Origin of the sequence: Janthinobacterium sp. SUN026 (genome assembly GCF_030397625.1) — a bacterium.
GTDB lineage: Bacteria > Pseudomonadota > Gammaproteobacteria > Burkholderiales > Burkholderiaceae_D > Janthinobacterium > Janthinobacterium kumbetense.
Genome location: NZ_JAPQNU010000004.1, coordinates 388,764 through 406,624, shown reverse-complemented (window position 1 = coordinate 406,624; position 17,861 = coordinate 388,764). Strand labels below are relative to the sequence as shown.

The following is a 17,861-nucleotide window of genomic DNA, read 5'->3' as shown; positions in this document are numbered from 1 at the left end:
TCCGCTTTAGTCCCGCTTTGCGCGCATCGGCCAAGGCGTCGGAAAAACAGCCTCAACTAGTAACCCAGCACGGCGTCATCATCGATGTCTGCCCTCTGTTACGTTGAAATGAACGTTTTTGATTTCTTTCTCTGCATACGAATTGCAACACACATCCGCACAGAATTGCTATGAATACAATTGAGGCTAAAAAAGTCCTCGAAACCGCGTTGCTGTGCGCTCGTGAATCGCTGACGATCCACAGCTTGAAGAAGCTGTTCGTCGATGCGGACGAGAATGGTCGCGTGCGTGGCGTCGGCGTCGGTGCCGACACGATCAAGCAATTGCTGGAAGAGTTGCGCGATGAGTGGGAAGGGCGCGGCATCGAGATCGTCAGTCTCGCTTCGGGCTGGCGCTTTCAAAGCCGCCCGGAAATGAAGATGTATCTGGACCGTTTGACGCCCGAGCGGCCGCCCAAGTATTCGCGGGCGACCCTGGAAACCCTGGCCATCATCGCCTACCGCCAGCCGGTGACGCGCGGCGATATCGAGGAGATTCGCGGCGTTGCCGTCAATTCGCAGACGATCAAGATGCTGGAAGACCGTGGCTGGGTCGATGCCATCGGTTACCGCGATGTGGTGGGACGGCCGGCCTTGCTGGCCACCACCAAGCAGTTTTTGGATGACCTGGGTTTGCATTCGCTGTCCCAGCTGCCGCCGTTGCAGCAAATCAGTGAAATGCAGGGCAATGGGCTGGAAGCCCTGGAAGCGGCCCTGCAAGAGAATTTTGACAAGGCAAGCAATGAGCTTGTCCCCCAGCTTGGTGCAGGTAGCAATACGGCTGTGACAGATGTAGATGTGACAGCAAGCCTTGATGCCGGCCCCGATGCTTCGCCCACGGACGAAGCCTACACTCACGACCCTGCGCCAGAACTAACGGTTGACGCTGCGCCAGGTCAGCACAGCCAAGAAACGAAGAATGAATAATCCGAACACACCCGAGACAGTAACCGCCAGCGACGAAGCCATCGTTGCCAAGCCCAAGCGCCGCACCAAGGCCCAGATCGAAGCCGATACGGCCGCTGCCGCCGCTGCAGGCGACACCGCCGCCGCCAAGCCGAAGCGCCGCACGAAAGCCGACGTGGCTGCCGATGCGCCCGTCGTCGTCGCCGCTGCTGAAACTGAAGCGGCGCCGGCCGCCAAGAAAACCCGCGCCAAGCCGGCCCTGAAGGCCGTGGCCGACGCCGCCGAAGCGGCTGCCGAGGCGGTTGCCGCCCCGGCGCCGCGTCCGCCGCGCGCCCGCGCCGCCGCCAAGGCCGCTGCCGCCGTCGCTGAAACGGCGCCGGAAGCCGTCGCCGACAAGCCGGCCGAAGCGCGTCCGACGCGCGGTCCGCGCCAGATGCGTGGCGTGCAGGCGGAGCGTGCGCTGCGCCAGCCGCCGCGCGCCGAAGCGCCGCAGGCAGCCGAAGCCGCACCTGCCGCCGAGCAAGCTGCCGCGCCTGTCGCCGATGTGTTCGATGCCGAAGGCAACCTCGTGTCCGGCCCGCGCCTGCCGCGCGGTCCGCGCAACGACGTGCCGGGCGCCGGCAAGAATGCCGGCAAGAGCCGCAAGAAGGGCAAGGGCCGCCAGGCTGCGCCGGGCAAGCTCAGCGACGCTGATGCTGTCTTCTCGTTCGTTACCTCCGACGCGTTCGACAGCGAAGAAGGCGGCACGGGCCGCGTACAGAAAGCCGTCGTGCGCCGCGATCTGACGTCCGACGACGATGCGCCGAAGCTGCACAAGGTGCTGGCCGAAGCCGGTCTCGGTTCGCGCCGCGACATGGAAGACTTGATCATTTCGGGCCGCGTATCCGTCAATGGCGAGCCAGCCCACATCGGCCAGCGCATCCTGCCGAGCGATCACGTGCGCATCAATGGCAAGTTGATCCAGCGCCGCGTCAGCAAGAAGCCGCCACGCGTATTGGTCTACCACAAGCCGGCCGGCGAAATCGTCAGCCATAATGACCCGGACGGCCGTCCATCCGTATTCGACCGCTTGCCGACCATGAAAGCCGGCAAGTGGCTGGCCGTTGGCCGCCTCGACTTCAATACGGAAGGCTTGCTGCTGTTTACCACCTCCGGTGACCTGGCCAACCGCCTGATGCACCCGCGCTACGGTATCGACCGCGAGTACGCCGTGCGTACCCTGGGCGAGCTGGAAGAGGGCATGCGCCAGAAGCTGCTGGCCGGCGTCGAGCTGGAAGACGGTCTGGCGCAGTTCTCGAAGATCGCCGATGGCGGCGGCGAAGGCATCAACAAGTGGTACCGCGTGGTGATCGGCGAAGGCCGTAACCGCGAAGTGCGCCGCATGTTCGAAGCCATCGGCCTGACCGTTTCGCGCCTGATCCGTACCCGCTACGGCGCCATGACCCTGCCGAGCGGCCTGAAGCGCGGCCGCTGGGAAGAGATGGATGAAAACACCGTGCGCGACCTGCTGACGGCCTACGGCATCGAAAAGAAAATGCCGGCATCGGGCGACCCCCGCGCCGCTGGCGCCGCCAAGGGCCGTGAAGCGCGCAAGGCCAGCCGCGATGACGAGCCGAATGGCAACCGCATCGATGTGAGCAACCGCAACGCCGATCCTTTCCCGGTCGCGCCGCGCCGTGGCCAGCCGCAAGGCCAGTTTGCCCGTCCGCAAGGCCAGGGTCGCCCAGGCGGCGCCGGCCGTCCAGGCGACGCGCGTGGTCCTGGCCGTGGCCAGCCGCAAGGTCCGTTCCAGGGTGGTCAGCCCCGCTCGTCGGCATCGTTCGAAGGCGCGCCGCAAGGCCAGGGTCGTCCGCCGCGTGCGGCAGGCCAGGGTCAAGGCCGTCCGGGTGGCGAAGGCCGCGCGCCGCAGCGCGGTCCGCGCCAGCCCGATCCGCTGCAAACGGCCTTCGGCTTCGCCAACACGGGTCCGCGCCGCAATACGGGTGGTGGTGCCGGTGGGCAACGTTCCGGTGGTCAGCCGCGTGGCGGCATGGATCGTGGCGGCATGGATGGCATGCCGCGCCGCCGCAGCAAAGGTTAATCGGGAAGAGTTTCTTCTTGCGCGTCCGCCGATCTGCCGCGGGTGCGCGCTCTTGTAACTGTTGTAAGCCGGGCCGCTCCGCGTGTGCGGCATTGCGGCGAAGTTAATAAGAGGTTATAATCTGCAGCCTAATAAAAGTTCTCCGCAGGGTTGTTTGGTGGGGAGTGCTTTCATCTGGTTGGGGAAATACAAGAAGATGGGCAGATGCCCATTTTTTTTTTGTTGAACCGTTTGTAATGGCTCCGCAAGGGGCCATATATGACTTGAATGCGTGTTTTTGCATGTTGTAGGCGCCCGATGTGGCGCTGTCATGCCGAAAACGGGCCTTATTTCTGGAGAATTTCTTGCAGCAGTTGGGATTAATTGAAAAGACAGTTACAGGTCTGGGCTATGAGCTCGTTGATGTCGAACGTGCCGAGCGCGGACTGCTGCGCGTCTTTATTGATTTCAGCGCCGCCGATGCCGCTGAAAAAGGTCCGATCACGGTCGAAGACTGTGCCACGGTGAGTCACCAGTTATCGCATGTGTTGACGGTAGAGAACGTTCCTTACGAACGCCTCGAGATTTCTTCTCCGGGTCTGGATCGTCCGGTGCGCAAGCTGGAAGACTTTGTCCGTTTCGCAGGTCAGGAAATCATCGTCAAGCTGATGGTGGCGATGCCGGGTACGAACAACCGGAAATCGTTCCAGGGGATCTTGCAAGAACCCGTGGGCGATAAATTGTCGTTGGAATTTGAAGGTAAGGATGGTCCGGCGATGTTGGAGTTTACGCTCGCGGATGTGGATAAGGCACGCTTGGTGCCGCAGGTGGTTTTTAAGGGACGCAAAGCATGAGCCGCGAAGTTTTATTATTGGTTGACGCGCTGGCGCGCGAAAAAAACGTCGATAAAGATGTCGTCTTCGGCGCCCTCGAATTCGCGTTGGCGCAAGCCACGAAGAAACGGTATGAGGGTGAGGTAGACATCCGCGTTTCGATCGACCGCGAAACGGGCGAATTCGAATCGTTCCGCCGCTGGCACGTGGTGCCCGATGAAGCGGGCCTGCAATTGCCGGATCAGGAGATCCTGCATTTCGAGGCAAAAGAACAGATTCCGGATATCGAAGTCGATGATCACATCGAAGAACCGATCGAATCCGTCGAATTCGGCCGCCGTTTCGCCCAGGATACCAAACAGGTCGTCCTGCAGCGCGTGCGTGACGCCGAGCGCGAACAGATCCTGGTCGACTTCCTGGAACGCGGCGACTCGCTCGTCACCGGCACCATCAAGCGCATGGAACGCGGCGACGCCATCGTCGAATCGGGCAAGATCGAAGCGCGTCTGCCACGCGACCAGATGATCCCGAAAGAGAATCTGCGTATCGGCGACCGCGTGCGTGCTTTCATCTTGCGCATCGACCGCAATATGCGCGGCCCGCAAGTGATTTTGTCGCGTACCGCGCCAGACTTCATCATGAAGCTGTTTGAACTGGAAGTGCCGGAAATCGAGCAAGGCATGCTGGAAATCAAATCCGCAGCCCGCGATGCCGGCGTCCGCGCCAAGATCGCCGTCTACACGGCCGACAAGCGCATCGACCCGATCGGTACTTGCGTCGGCATGCGCGGTTCGCGCGTGCAGGCTGTGACCGGCGAACTCGGCGGCGAACGTGTCGACATCGTGCTGTGGTCGGAAGATCCGGCGCAGTTCGTCATCGGCGCCCTGGCGCCGGCGAACGTGTCGTCGATCATGGTCGATGAAGAAAAACACGCGATGGATGTCGTCGTGGACGAAGAAAACCTGGCAATCGCGATCGGCCGTTCCGGCCAGAACGTGCGCCTGGCCTCGGACCTGACCGGCTGGAAGATCAACATCATGACGGCCGAAGAATCGGCTGACAAAGCTGCCCAGGAAACGGCTGCCGTGCGCATCCTGTTCATGGAAAAGCTCGATGTCGACCAGGAAGTGGCCGATATTCTGGTGGAAGAAGGTTTCGCCAGTCTGGAAGAAATCGCTTACGTGCCAATTTCCGAAATGCTGGAAATCGAATCGTTTGACGAAGATACCGTCAATGAACTCCGTACCCGTGCGCGTGATGCGCTCGTGACCGAAGCGATTGCTTCGGAAGAGGGTCTGGAAGGCATGGACGAGGCGTTGGTCGGTCTGGAAGGCATGGACCGCATTACCGCCGGCAAGCTGGGTCTGGCTGGTATCAAGACCGTTGAAGCATTTGCAGCACTGGCATACGACGAATTTGGCGCAATCCTGGCCTTGTCTGCGGACCGTGCGCGTGAACTGATTACAAGTGAATTTAAAGATGTGACCGACGATGAGATGAAGTTGGTTGACTCGAAATACGACGATCGTGCCAAGGCGTTGCAAGCCAAGGCATGGAGTCTGGCCGAATCCGCAAAGGCTTAATTTGAGTATCTTTATCATCTCCGCGACACATAGAAAAGAGGACTGAATGGCGAGTAACAACGTAGCCCAATTTGCCACCGAACTGAAGATGCCTGCAGATTTGCTGCTGACGCAGCTGCGTTCTGCCGGCGTCGAGAAAAGTTCGACGTCAGATCCATTGTCGAAAGATGATAAGGACAAGCTTTTGGATCATCTGCGCCGCACACACGGCGCAGCGGCTGACACAGAAAAGAAGAAAATCACCGTGACCCGCAAGGAAACGACTGAAATCAAGCAAGCTGATGCCACCGGCAAATCGCGCACCATCCAGGTGGAAGTGCGCAAGAAACGCACTTTCGTCCAGCGTGACGAAGCTGCGCCGGTCGCAGCTGAACCGGTCGCGCCTGCCGCGCCGGTGATCGATCCCGCCGACGTGGCGCGCCGTGAAGAAGAAGCCCGTAAACAGGCTGAACTGATCGCCCGCCAGGAAGCCGATCTGCGCGAAAAGCAAGAACGTCTGGCCAAGCTCGACGCGGAAAAAGAAGCCCAGGCGAAAGCCACGCAACAGGCTGAATTGGCTGCGAAGAAAGAAGCTGAAGCGGAAGCGAAGAAAGCGGCCGCCAAGGCTGCCGCCGCGCCTGCCGCCAGCGCCGCTGCGCCTGTCGTTGACGACGCCGCCGCCGAAGCGAAAAAAGCTGCTGCCGCTGAAGAAGCGAAGAAGAAAGCCGCCGCCGCTGCTGTTGCCGCCAAGGAAGCCGCTGACAAAGCGGAAGCCACCGAGCGTGCACGCAAGGCCGTAGCCGACGAAGTCGCCCAGATCAAGGCCATGATGAACGCGCCACGCCGCGCCATCAAGGCTCCTGAGCCTGCACCGGTACCGGTCAAACCGAAGGCGCCGGAAGGCACGCTGCACAAGCCTGCTGACAAGAAACCTGGCGACAAGCCGGGCGACAAGAAGCCTGCTGTTGCAGACAAGAAATCCATCAAGTCGGCGAATGTGTCGTCCACCTGGTCCGATGACGCGAAAAAACGCGGCACCACCGGTGGTCCTAAACCACGCGGCAACAGCGGTCCAGGCGGCCGTGACAGCTGGCGCGGTGGCGCGAAGGGCCGTCGCCCGACGCACCATGACGACCGTGAATCGAACTTCCAGGCGCCTACGGAAGCCGTCGTCAAGGACGTGCACGTACCGGAAACGATCACCGTGGCCGAACTGGCGCACAAAATGTCCGTCAAGGCATCCGAAGTCATCAAGCATTTGATGAAATTGGGCCAGATGTGCACGATCAACCAGGTGCTGGACCAGGAAACCGCCATGATTCTGGTGGAAGAAATGGGCCACAAGGCGTTTGCCGCCGAACTGGACGATCCGGAAGCGCTGCTGGCCGACGTGGGCGAACACGCGCACTTCGAAACCAAGCCGCGCGCACCGGTGGTCACCGTCATGGGTCACGTCGACCACGGCAAGACCTCGCTGCTGGACTATATTCGTCGCGCCAAGGTTGCTTCCGGCGAAGCGGGCGGCATTACGCAGCATATCGGCGCTTACCACGTCGATACGCCACGCGGCATGATCACCTTCCTCGACACCCCGGGTCACGAAGCGTTTACCGCAATGCGTGCCCGTGGCGCCAAGGCAACCGACATCGTCATTCTGGTGGTTGCCGCCGACGATGGCGTGATGCCGCAAACGAAAGAAGCGATTGCCCATGCGAAAGCAGCCGGCGTACCGCTGGTGGTGGCGATCAACAAGGTCGACAAACCAGGCGGCAACGTTGACCGCGTGACGCAGGAACTGGTCGCCGAACAAGTCGTGCCGGAAGAATACGGTGGCGAATCGCCATTCGTGCCGGTTTCGGCCAAAACGGGTCAAGGTATCGACGACCTGCTGGAACAAGTGCTGTTGCAAGCCGAAGTGCTGGAACTGACGGCACCGGTCGAAGCGCCAGCGCGCGGCCTGGTAGTCGAGGCGCGTCTTGACAAGGGCCGTGGTCCTGTCGCGACGATCCTGGTGCAGTCCGGTACCTTGCGCCGCGGCGACGTGATCCTGGCTGGCTCTTCGTATGGTCGTGTTCGCGCCATGCTGGACGAGAACGGCAAAGCCATCGCTGAAGCGGGTCCTTCGATTCCGGTCGAAATCCAGGGCCTGACGGAAGTGCCGGTTGCCGGTGAAGAAGTCGTCGTCATGGCTGACGAGCGCAAGGCGCGTGAAATCGGTCTGTTCCGTCAAGGTAAGTTCCGCGACGTGAAACTGGCGAAACAGCAAGCTGCGAAACTGGAAAACATGTTCGACCAGATGGCCGAAGGCGAAGTGAAAAACTTGCCACTGATCATCAAAACCGACGTGCAAGGTTCGCAAGAAGCGCTGGTCGGTTCGCTGCAGAAGCTGTCGACCTCCGAAGTGCGCGTACAAGTGGTCCATGCTGCCGTCGGCGGCATCACGGAATCGGACGTCAACCTGGCAGTCGCCTCGAAAGCGGTCATCATCGGCTTCAACGCCCGTGCTGATGCCCAGGCACGCAAGCTGGCCGAGTCGAATGGCGTGGACATTCGCTACTACAACATCATTTACGATGCGATCGACGAGATCAAATCGGCGTTGTCGGGCATGTTGGCACCAGAGAAACGCGAAACGGTCATCGGCCAGGTCGAGATCCGCCAGGTTATCCTGGTCTCGAAAGTGGGCGCGATTGCCGGTTGCCTGGTCACCGATGGCGTGGTCAAGCGTGCTTCTTCCGTCCGCCTGTTGCGCAACAACATCGTGGTGTGGAGCGGCGAGATCGACTCCCTGAAACGCTTCAAGGACGATGCGAAAGAAGTTCGCGCCGGTCTGGAGTGCGGCCTGTCGCTGAAGAACTACAACGACATTCAGGTTGGCGACACGCTGGAAGTGTTCGAAGTCCAGGAAATCGCTCGTACCCTGTAATCACAGCAGTAATGGCGCGGACATATCTTTGTCCGCGCAAACACGTGGGGCGCATTGGTCAACGGGCAACCGTTTGACCCATGCGCCCTGCGGCACTTAGGACAGCATAAAATCATGGCTAAACATAGCAAAACCATGCCAGCGCGCGGCTTGCGCGTGGCCGACCAGATCCAGCGCGATCTGGCAGAAATCGTCGCCTACGAATTGAAGGATCCACGCGTCGGCACGATGATCACCATCACCGAAGTGCAGATCACGCCCGATTACGCGCACGCCAAGGTGTTTTTCACGATGTTGAAAGACAGCAAGGAAGCCATCAAGAACACCACCGAAGGCCTGATGGCCGCGGCTGGCTTCATCCGTGGCTTGCTGGGCAAGCGCCTGCATATCCACACCTTGCCGATGTTGCATTTCGTGCACGACAGCTCGACCTCGCGCGGCATGGAAATGTCCTTGCTGATCGACAAGGCCAACGCCACGCGCGCGGCTGACGCCGAGCCGGACGCGAAACCCGAGACGGACGAGCAATAACAGTGGCGGGTCCGAAGAAACCACCGGGCATCAAGCGGGTGCGCGACCTGGTCGATGGCGTCTTGCTGCTGGATAAGCCTGTCGGCTGGTCCAGCAACGATGCCTTGATCAAGGCCAAGCGCGTGCTGAACGCGAAGAAGGCGGGCCATACGGGCACGCTGGATCCGTTCGCCACGGGCTTGCTGCCGCTGTGCTTTGGCGAGGCGACGAAGTTCTCGCAGGACTTGCTGGAAGCCGATAAGACCTACGAAACCCTGGTGCACCTGGGGCAGACGACGGATACGGGCGATACTGAGGGCGAAGTGCTGGAAACGCGCGACGTCAACGTCACCGAAGAGCAGATCGAAGCCGTGCTGGCGCAGTTCCGCGGGCCTATCCTGCAGACGCCGCCCATGTACTCGGCCTTGAAAAGAGACGGCAAGCCCTTATATGAGTATGCAAGGGCAGGCATCACCCTGGAGCGCGAAGCGCGCCCGGTGACCATCCACAAGCTCGAGTTCCTCGGCTACGAAGCCCCGTTCCTGAAATTGTCCGTGATGTGCAGCAAGGGCACGTATATCCGCGTGCTGGGCGAAGACATCGGCCATGCCTTGGGTTGCGGCGGCCATTTGAACGCCTTGCGCCGCACGCAGGTGGGCAACCTGACCCTTGACGGCGTCGTCACGCTCGATGAATTGACGGCGCACGCTGCGCCGTTGAGCTTGTTGGCGCCCGTCGATGCATTATTGTCGAGTTTCCCCGCCGTCCAGCTGACGGAAGAATTGGCCAAGCGTTTCCTGCACGGTCAGCGCATCGCGCTGGGCAAGGAAGACGTCGCCGTGCCGGCCGAGCCGGGCAGGGTGCGCGTGTATCACGACAGCAAGCTGCTGGGCACGGGCCAGTTGCAGGAATACAGCATCCTGGCGCCAGAACGCTTGATTGCCACGGCGCATCAATAAGTCACAGCAACGTCATATTACCCAGCGACACTCGTTAAACAGTGTCGCTTTTTTAAACAAACCGTCCCCGACTGCGGGAGCCGCCAGCATTTTTAGATAGCGTTGCAACGCAACATGCTATACTACGCGGTTCCGGAAATAGATTAGCATTCGGGTATCTCGTACATCTTGTACGCACTCCGCAGTTTTTCAGTAACTACTACGACCATGTCAAATACAAAACGCGCAATTCGTAATATCGCCATTATCGCCCACGTTGACCACGGCAAAACCACGCTGGTGGATCAGCTGCTGCGCCAGTCCGGCACCTTCCGTGAAAACCAAGCGGTCGACACCCGAGTCATGGACTCGAACGACCTGGAAAAGGAGCGCGGCATTACGATTCTGTCGAAGAACTGCGCCGTTGAGTACGAAGGCACCCACATCAACATCGTCGACACCCCAGGCCACGCCGACTTCGGCGGCGAAGTGGAACGTGTTCTGTCGATGGTGGATTCGGTTCTGCTGCTGATCGATGCACAAGAAGGCCCGATGCCGCAAACCCGTTTCGTCACGCGCAAGGCGCTGGCACTGGGTCTGAAGCCTATCGTTATCGTCAACAAGATCGACCGTCCAGGCGCACGTCCGGACTGGGCCATCAACCAGACGTTCGAACTGTTCGACAAGCTGGGCGCTACCGACGAACAACTGGACTTCCCTATCGTTTACGCTTCGGGCTTGAACGGCTATGCCGGCCTGACCGAAGACGTGCGCGGCGGCGACATGAAGCCGATGTTCGACGCCATCCTGGAACACGTTCCAGTACGTGACGACAATCCGGAAGGTCCGCTGCAAATGCAGATCACCTCGCTGGACTACTCGTCGTACGTCGGCAAGATCGGCATTGGCCGCGTCAACCGCGGTACCGTCAAAGTCGGCCAGGACGTGCTGGTCATCAATGGCCCAGGCGCGACCCCGATCAAGGGCCGCATCAACCAGGTGCTGAACTTCAAGGGCCTGGAGCGCGTGCTGGTGGATGAAGCCGTCGCTGGCGACATCTGCCTGATCAACGGTATCGACGAAATCGGCATCGGTTCGACCCTGTGCGCAGTGGACACGCCAGAAGCGCTGCCTATGCTGACCGTCGACGAGCCGACCCTGACCATGAACTTCATGGTCAACAACTCGCCACTGGCTGGCCGCGAAGGCAAGTTCGTTACCTCGCGTCAACTGCGTGACCGTCTGGAAAAAGAATTGAAAGCCAACGTTGCTCTGCGCGTGGCACCAACCGACGACGACACGATCTTCGAAGTATCGGGCCGCGGCGAGCTGCACCTGACGATTCTGATCGAAAACATGCGTCGCGAAGGCTTCGAGCTGGCCGTTTCGCGTCCACGCGTGGTCTTCAAAATGGTCGATGGCGTGCGCCACGAGCCGTTTGAAAACCTGTCGGTCGACGTTGAAGAAGCCAACCAGGGCGGCGTCATGGAAGAACTGGGCCGTCGTCGTGGCGACCTGCAAAACATGGAATCGGATGGCAAGGGCCGCGTGCGTCTCGAGTACCTGATCCCGGCACGTGGCCTGATCGGCTTCCAGGGCGAATTCATGACCCTGACCCGCGGTACCGGCCTGATGAGCCACGTATTCCATGAATACGCACCAGTCGACAACACCCGTGGCGAAATGGCTGGCCGTCGTAACGGCGTGCTGATCTCGCAAGACGACGGCGCCGCTGTTGCTTACGCTATCTGGAAACTGCAAGACCGCGGCCGCATGTTCGTGTCGCACAATGACCCGGTCTACGAAGGCATGGTCATCGGTATCCACTCGCGCGACAACGACCTGGTTGTCAACCCGATCAAGGGCAAGCAGCTGACCAACGTGCGTTCGTCGGGTACCGACGAAGCGGTGCGCCTGGTACCGCCAATTCAGATGTCGCTGGAATACGCAGTCGAATTCATCGAGGACGACGAACTGGTGGAAATCACCCCTAAATCGATCCGTCTGCGCAAGCGCTTCCTGAAAGAGCACGAGCGTAAAAAAGCGTCGCGTGATTCGTAATCTGTTGTAGAGCATGGCCTGCGGGCCATGCCGCTCCGGCCCGCTGCGCCGCGTCACCGTCACTGGTGAGGCGCGCAGCGGGTTTGTCATTTGCAGCTCCTGTTTTTTGTAGACACTATGACTTCCTCTTCTTTGCCTTCCCGCCGCCTGTCCGTTGCCCCGATGATGGACTGGACCGACCGCCATTGCCGCAAGTTCCACCGCGAAATCACGCGCCACACCTGGCTGTACACCGAGATGGTGACGACGGGCGCGCTCGTGTACGGCGACGTGGAGCGCCATCTGCGCTTCAACGAGGAAGAGCATCCGGTGGCGCTGCAGCTGGGCGGCAGCGATCCGACGGATCTGGCCACCAGCGCCAAGCTGGGCCAGCAGTGGGGCTATGACGAAGTCAACCTGAACTGCGGCTGCCCGTCCGAGCGCGTGCAAAAGGGCGCGTTCGGCGCCTGCCTGATGGCCGAGCCGCAACTGGTGGCCGATTGCGTGAAAGCCATGCGCGACGTGGTCGATATCGACGTGACGGTGAAACACCGCATCGGCATCGACGACAGCGAATCGTACGACTTCGTGCGCGACTTCGTCGGCACCGTGGCCGACGCCGGCTGCAAGACGTTTATCGTGCATGCGCGTAACGCCATCCTGAAAGGGCTGAGTCCGAAGGAAAACCGTGAAGTGCCGCCCCTCAAGTATGACTATGCCTACCGTTTGAAGCGTGATTTTCCGCAATTCGAGTTCATTATCAACGGCGGCATCAAGACGCTCGAGGAAATCGACCTGCACCTGCAGCACCTCGACGGCGTGATGCTGGGCCGCGAGGCGTATCACAACCCGTACGTGATGGCGCAGTTCGACCAGCGCTATTACGGCGACGACGCTCCCGTCAAAACGCGCGAACAGGTGCTCGAAGCGATGATTCCTTATATTAGTGCGCAGCTGGAGAAAGAAGCGGGGCGCTTGAAGCTGAACAGCGTCACGCGCCACATGCTGGGCCTGATGCAAAACCTGCCCGGCGCGCGCGGCTTCCGCCAGACCCTGTCCGATTCGAAGAAGCTGGCCTCGGGCGACCCGCGTTTGCTGCTGGAAGCGGCGGCGCGCCTGTCGTTGCCTGCCTGATGAGCGGCGATTGCCACGGCCTTGCGCGCCAGATTGACGGCTACCTGCAAGCCGTCAGCGCGCTGAAGGACGATGGCAGCCTTTTTGCATGCTCCTGTCTGGGCCCCGTCGCACCGCAGGCGGCGTTCGACGCGCTGTGCCGCGCGCTGGAAATCGCGCCGGACGGCATGCGCCTGCAGCCGATCGAGAGCGTGGTGTGCAGCGGCGTCCTGTGCACGCCGCGCCAGTGGCTGCTCGAGCGCTTGCACCCGGTGAGCGAGGCTGACCGCCAGCCGCTCGACGCGCGCCTGTTCGATGGTTTCGAGAACGAACTGGCCGAACTGCTGGGCAGTGCGCCCCGCTGGTATCAACTGGTATCATCGGGCCAGCGCAGCCTGGCGGGTCAATTGGGCGCCATCTGGAGCGTCTTTGTCTTTGGCACAGAGCGTCACGCCTATGTGATGCATTGCAGCTGGGACCGCTGAGCAAATTTGTCTATACCGGTGCCCCGGCGCACTGGTATTGTCCGCACCACCCCCTCCTCTGAATACCACTTCCGAAACGATGTCATATGGCTATGCCATGTGTTGTAAATGCGCTGTTTCGGCGCACGGCCGCACTGTCGTGGGGCATTTCTATGGGGCAAGAAACGGCGTTGTTGCCATTTCCCCGAAGAAAGTTAATCAGCCATTTATTCAGGTACTTATTGCTTGCTTTGAGGCAAAATTTACACCTATAATTGATTATAGACAAATATTTCTCATATGAATGTTTGATGTTGATCTCACATCATCTGCGTCAAAAATTCAGTTTGTGGAACAAATTTGCATTCGCAGTCACTGGTGGTTTTCAGGGCTGTTGTAGATCAGGAAGTACCCCAGGCTGCGTGCGGCCGGATACCGCCAGCATACCAATGGGTAAGGGCGGATGCCGGTGTTGCGCAGCCTTCGTCTTGTCGTGCCGGGCAAAAATCCTTATCAATAGTTTCATTTACGAAGAGCCGAAATGAATTTAGCAAAAATGAAGGTTGGTACCCGCCTGGGCCTGGGTTTCGCCCTGGTACTGGTTCTGCTGGTGGCCGTGACCGTCCTCGGCATCGCGCGCATGGCGCAAATCCAGGAACGTCTCGATCACGTGATCAATGTCAACAACGTCGTCACCCGCCTGGTGATCGACATGCGTGGCAACGTCAGCGACCGCATCACCTCGCTGCGCATCCTGACCCTGATGACCGACGCGAGCGATATGGAGCCGGAAATGGCGCGTATCAAGACGCAGACCAGCACCTATCAGGAAACGCAGAAGAAGCTCGAAGAGAAATTTGCCGTCGAGTCGACTTCTGAAGAAAAAGCCCTGCTGACCTCGATCAAGGAATACGAAGCCGCCGCCATGCCGGCCATCGCCAAGGCGTCCGCGCTGTGGATGGCCAACGATGCGGAAGGCGCCACGCGCGTGATGATCAAGGAAATCCGCCCGGTACAGAAAAAATGGATGGAAGCGCTGGAGCAACTGGCCGTGCTGGAAGACAAGCTCAATGAGCAGATGCAATCGGACGCCCGCAAGGCCTTCGACAGCGCGCGCCTGTTCATGATCATCCTCGGCGTACTGGCCGTGGCGATGGGCGTGGCAGCGGCACTGGTGATCACCCGCGGCTTGCTGAAACAGCTGGGCGGCGAGCCTGACTACACGGCATCGATCGCCGGCAGCATCGCCAATGGCGACCTGTCGATCGGCATCCACACGCAGCCATCGGACAATTCCAGCCTGCTGGCGGAAATGAAGGAAATGCGCAACAGCCTGGTGGGCATCGTCGGCCAGGTACGTGTCGGCACGGAAACCATCGGCACGGCGTCGCGTGAAATTGCCGACGGCAATATCGACCTGTCGTCGCGCACGGAAATGCAGGCCAGCGCGCTGGAAAAAACGGCGTCGGCCATGGAAGAGCTGACCTCGACCGTGAAACAGAATGCGGACAATGCGCGGGAAGCCAATAAGCTGGCCGCCACAGCGTCGGACGTGGCCCTGAAGGGCGGCTCCGTGGTATCGCAAGTGGTTGACACCATGAGCTCGATCAATGAATCGGCGAAGAAAATTGTCGACATCATCGGCGTGATCGATGGCATCGCCTTCCAGACCAACATCCTGGCGCTGAACGCGGCCGTGGAAGCGGCACGCGCCGGCGAACAAGGCCGCGGCTTTGCCGTGGTGGCGTCGGAAGTGCGCAACCTGGCCCAGCGTTCCGCTGGCGCCGCGAAAGAAATCAAGATCCTCATCGACGATTCGGCCGAGAAGACGGAACGCGGTACGCGCCTGGTGGGCCAGGCCGGCGTGACGATGGGCGAAGTGGTCGACAGCGTGCGCCGCGTCACCGACATCATGAGCGAGATCGCCAGTGCCAGCCAGGAACAAAGCGCCGGCATCGAACAGGTCAACCTGTCGATCATCGAGATGGATGGCATGACGCAGCAAAATGCGGCCCTGGTGGAGCAGGCTGCCGCCGCGGCGCAAAGCTTGCAAGACCAGGCGGCCGAACTGGCCCACGTGGTCAGCATCTTCAAACTGGTCGAAGGCGAAGAAAAGCCGGCAGCGTATGTACCTGCCCCCGTGGCGGCTGTGGCTGCCCCCGTTGCCGCGCGCAAGCCGGCGCCGGCATTGCGTCCGGTGAAATCGCTGGCACGCAAGGCGGAAGCGGCAGCTCCCGTGGCTGCTCCGGCGCCGCGCAAGGCGGCAAGCGCCGGCAGCAATGACGAGTGGGAAGAGTTTTAAGCGCGGCCAACAGCGCACAGGAAGTTGTAATTACCGTATCTGATAATCATGGGGAAGCACATGTTTGAGAATAAGCGTTTGATGAGTGTTGCAGCAGCCTTGCTGGTGTCCGTTTCTTCCGCGGCTTTCGCGGCAGAGGTGCCGGCGTCGTTCGATGCCAAGAATTGCAAGGCCGAGTATCCGAAAGCCTCGCTGATGAACGAAGAGCAGGGCACCGTGTCGATGTCCTTCCTGGTCAATGCCGATGGTAGCGTTGCCGATTCGAAAGTCGACAAGAGCAGCGGCTTCAAGAACCTGGACAAGGCCGCCATCAAGGCCCTGTCCGCGTGCAAGTTCAAGCCGGGCACCAAGGATGGCGCCGCAGCGCAGACCTGGACCAAGGTCGACTACGCCTGGAAGCTGGACTGATCCACCTATTGCCGGGGGCCTGGCTCCCGGCATGAGCTCTCCGCTACGGGCGGCGCCTGCAAGGGTGCCGCCCGTAGTGTTATGTGCGCCAGCCAACGGCACTGTCGCCGCCGATTCTGTTACCCTCGAAACATACCTTCGGGATCTCCCACCACAAGAGGCCTACCATGCAGCGCATCCTGACACTTTCCTTTCTCGCCGCCAGCGGCATGCTGCTTTCCGCCTGCGCCTCGCTGGGCACGCCCGTGGGCTTGCAGGCGGGGCAGACCGTGGCCGTCGTCAATAGCCTGAGCTGGGACAATCCCCTGACGGGCAAGCGCGACGGCGTGCGCACCAGCTGGCCCATCAAGGATGGCAAGATTGCCCCTGAGTATTTTCCGCTGGCGCAGCTGAAGCAATGCGAGGCGGGCGGCAAGCCGTGCGCCTGGGGCGTGATGCGGGCGCAGCGCGGCGCGCCCGCTTTGCAGTATGCGGACGGCGGCGTCGACCTGGCCGTGAGCGTGGCTATCGACGTGGCGCGGCGCCAGGATGCGCGCCTGGGAGAGACGCAGACGGCGATGGCGATTCCGCAGGATGTGGCCGCGCTGGCTGGCAGGCAACAGGTGCAGCCCAGCTGGAAATTGAAGTATGGAAAGGTCGAGCAGGTGGAGCTCGATTACGGCGTGCGCTACCAGGTGTGCGTGCAGCGCTACGATGCGGCCGGCAAGGCCATCGATACCTGCGCGATACCGTTTATTTGAGGCAACATGCCGCGCGCGCCGTTTGTGGCGGCTTTGCGACACTTCATGTTGCGGCGTGCGTCGGGGTGTAACAATCGGTAAAAGCACAGCAAAGCGCGGCGTAATTTCTTATAGTACTTAATTAAGGTAGTACACCAGTATTGGTACCCGAGGAGAATTGCAATGAAAACCCTGTTGGCAGTAATTTCGCTGGCCGCCCTGGGGGGCTGCGTCGTGGCGCCGCCCGGTCCCGCGTATTACGGTTCGCGCGCGCCACAGGGGGCTTACAATCCCTATGAATGGCATACGGTCTCGTCCGAACCGGTGCAGTCATCGCGCGTGGAATACACGAATGAACCCGTGTATGTGCAGCAGCAACCGGTGTACGTGCAGCAGCCCGTGTATGTGCCGGCGCCCGTGTACGCGCCGCAACCGTATTATTACAATCCGCCCGTATCGATCGGGCTGGACTTCATGTTTGGCTTTGGGCGCTACGGTGGACACCGCGGCGGCTGGGGCGGGCACGGACGCTACTACGGCCGCCGCTAGTCAACATCCCACCAAATTTACTGCGCGTCGCGATTCGCGGGCTGCGATGCTCGCTGTACTAAAGTACAGCTGCGCTTCTCCCCCACGACTCACTGCCGCTCGCTACAATTTGGTGAGAGTTGTGACGTAATATGAACTCAGTGGAAATACACGGAACTCTGGTGCAGCACGTCCGCCGAGCACAGGATGTACATCGCCGCCGCTGCCAGACCTATTTGCAAGGCACCAAAGCTGATCGGGATGAGGCGGGACATGTCGTACTCCTGAGTGGTGTGAGGTGTGGTCAGGCTTTCATCATAGGATGACTAGATGCCTTTGGGCATCGGATGAATGTCCGCCACGATGTAGGACAACACCTCGTGCCTGGCGCCCCGCCTCGCTCTCCGACTGCCTGAGTACCCCCCAATAAATGATTCCGATTTCTGACTTTCATAACCGGCGCTCTGCGGTGTTGCCCACTGCTAGCAGTGCTCGCACTGCGTCGCAGCGGGCGC

The 17,861-nt window shown here is 60.5% G+C and carries 14 protein-coding genes; all 14 read left to right on the top strand.

All coding sequences use genetic code 11. From position 1 onward, the window contains the following. The first annotated feature begins 170 nt into the window (after positions 1–170). The gene (gene scpB, locus OX459_RS20240; RefSeq protein WP_077400306.1) at positions 171–965 is read left to right on the top strand and encodes an SMC-Scp complex subunit ScpB; all 795 of its coding nucleotides are present in this window, start codon (positions 171–173) and stop codon (positions 963–965) included. Beyond that, the gene (gene rluB, locus OX459_RS20235; protein ID WP_289906333.1) at positions 958–3,024 is read left to right on the top strand and encodes a 23S rRNA pseudouridine(2605) synthase RluB; all 2,067 of its coding nucleotides are present in this window, start codon (positions 958–960) and stop codon (positions 3,022–3,024) included. Before scpB ends, rluB begins: the two co-directional genes overlap by 8 nt. A 344-nt stretch (positions 3,025–3,368) precedes the next feature. After that, complete coding sequence (rimP, locus tag OX459_RS20230) at positions 3,369–3,857, top strand: ribosome maturation factor RimP (RefSeq protein ID WP_035828693.1); 489 nt, start codon at positions 3,369–3,371, stop codon at positions 3,855–3,857. Next, on the top strand, positions 3,854–5,419 hold the full coding sequence (nusA, locus tag OX459_RS20225; protein ID WP_077400312.1) for a transcription termination factor NusA: 1,566 nt from the start codon (positions 3,854–3,856) through the stop codon (positions 5,417–5,419). Before rimP ends, nusA begins: the two co-directional genes overlap by 4 nt. 46 nt (positions 5,420–5,465) lie before the next feature. Then, complete coding sequence (infB, locus tag OX459_RS20220; RefSeq protein ID WP_099665291.1) at positions 5,466–8,324, top strand: translation initiation factor IF-2; 2,859 nt, start codon at positions 5,466–5,468, stop codon at positions 8,322–8,324. A 114-nt stretch (positions 8,325–8,438) separates the two neighbouring features. Beyond that, positions 8,439–8,855: a 30S ribosome-binding factor RbfA gene (gene rbfA, locus OX459_RS20215; RefSeq protein ID WP_099665290.1), complete on the top strand. Its 417-nt coding sequence runs from the start codon at positions 8,439–8,441 to the stop codon at positions 8,853–8,855. 2 nt (positions 8,856–8,857) lie between these two features. Then, positions 8,858–9,793 (top strand): tRNA pseudouridine(55) synthase TruB, encoded by a 936-nt coding sequence (gene truB, locus OX459_RS20210; protein ID WP_289899868.1) that lies wholly within the window; start codon positions 8,858–8,860, stop codon positions 9,791–9,793. Between the two features lie 207 nt (positions 9,794–10,000). Continuing rightward, positions 10,001–11,833 carry a translational GTPase TypA gene (gene typA / locus OX459_RS20205; RefSeq protein WP_076569139.1) on the top strand — a complete coding sequence of 611 codons (1,833 nt, stop codon included), beginning with the start codon at positions 10,001–10,003 and terminating at the stop codon, positions 11,831–11,833. Between the two features lie 117 nt (positions 11,834–11,950). Beyond that, the gene (gene dusA / locus OX459_RS20200) at positions 11,951–12,946 is read left to right on the top strand and encodes a tRNA dihydrouridine(20/20a) synthase DusA (protein WP_251349820.1); all 996 of its coding nucleotides are present in this window, start codon (positions 11,951–11,953) and stop codon (positions 12,944–12,946) included. After that, complete coding sequence (locus OX459_RS20195; protein ID WP_289906332.1) at positions 12,946–13,410, top strand: hypothetical protein; 465 nt, start codon at positions 12,946–12,948, stop codon at positions 13,408–13,410. The genes dusA and OX459_RS20195 overlap by 1 nt, the downstream gene beginning before the upstream one ends. Positions 13,411–13,930: 520 nt before the next feature. Next, positions 13,931–15,691 (top strand): methyl-accepting chemotaxis protein, encoded by a 1,761-nt coding sequence (locus OX459_RS20190; protein ID WP_289906331.1) that lies wholly within the window; start codon positions 13,931–13,933, stop codon positions 15,689–15,691. A gap of 60 nt (positions 15,692–15,751) precedes the next feature. After that, positions 15,752–16,099, top strand: coding sequence for an energy transducer TonB (locus OX459_RS20185; RefSeq protein ID WP_289906330.1), 348 nt, complete (start codon positions 15,752–15,754; stop codon positions 16,097–16,099). Between the two features lie 167 nt (positions 16,100–16,266). Further along, positions 16,267–16,839: a hypothetical protein gene (locus tag OX459_RS20180; RefSeq protein ID WP_289906329.1), complete on the top strand. Its 573-nt coding sequence runs from the start codon at positions 16,267–16,269 to the stop codon at positions 16,837–16,839. A 162-nt stretch (positions 16,840–17,001) separates the two neighbouring features. Continuing rightward, on the top strand, positions 17,002–17,367 hold the full coding sequence (locus OX459_RS20175; RefSeq protein ID WP_289906328.1) for a hypothetical protein: 366 nt from the start codon (positions 17,002–17,004) through the stop codon (positions 17,365–17,367). The last annotated feature ends 494 nt before the right edge of the window (positions 17,368–17,861 follow it).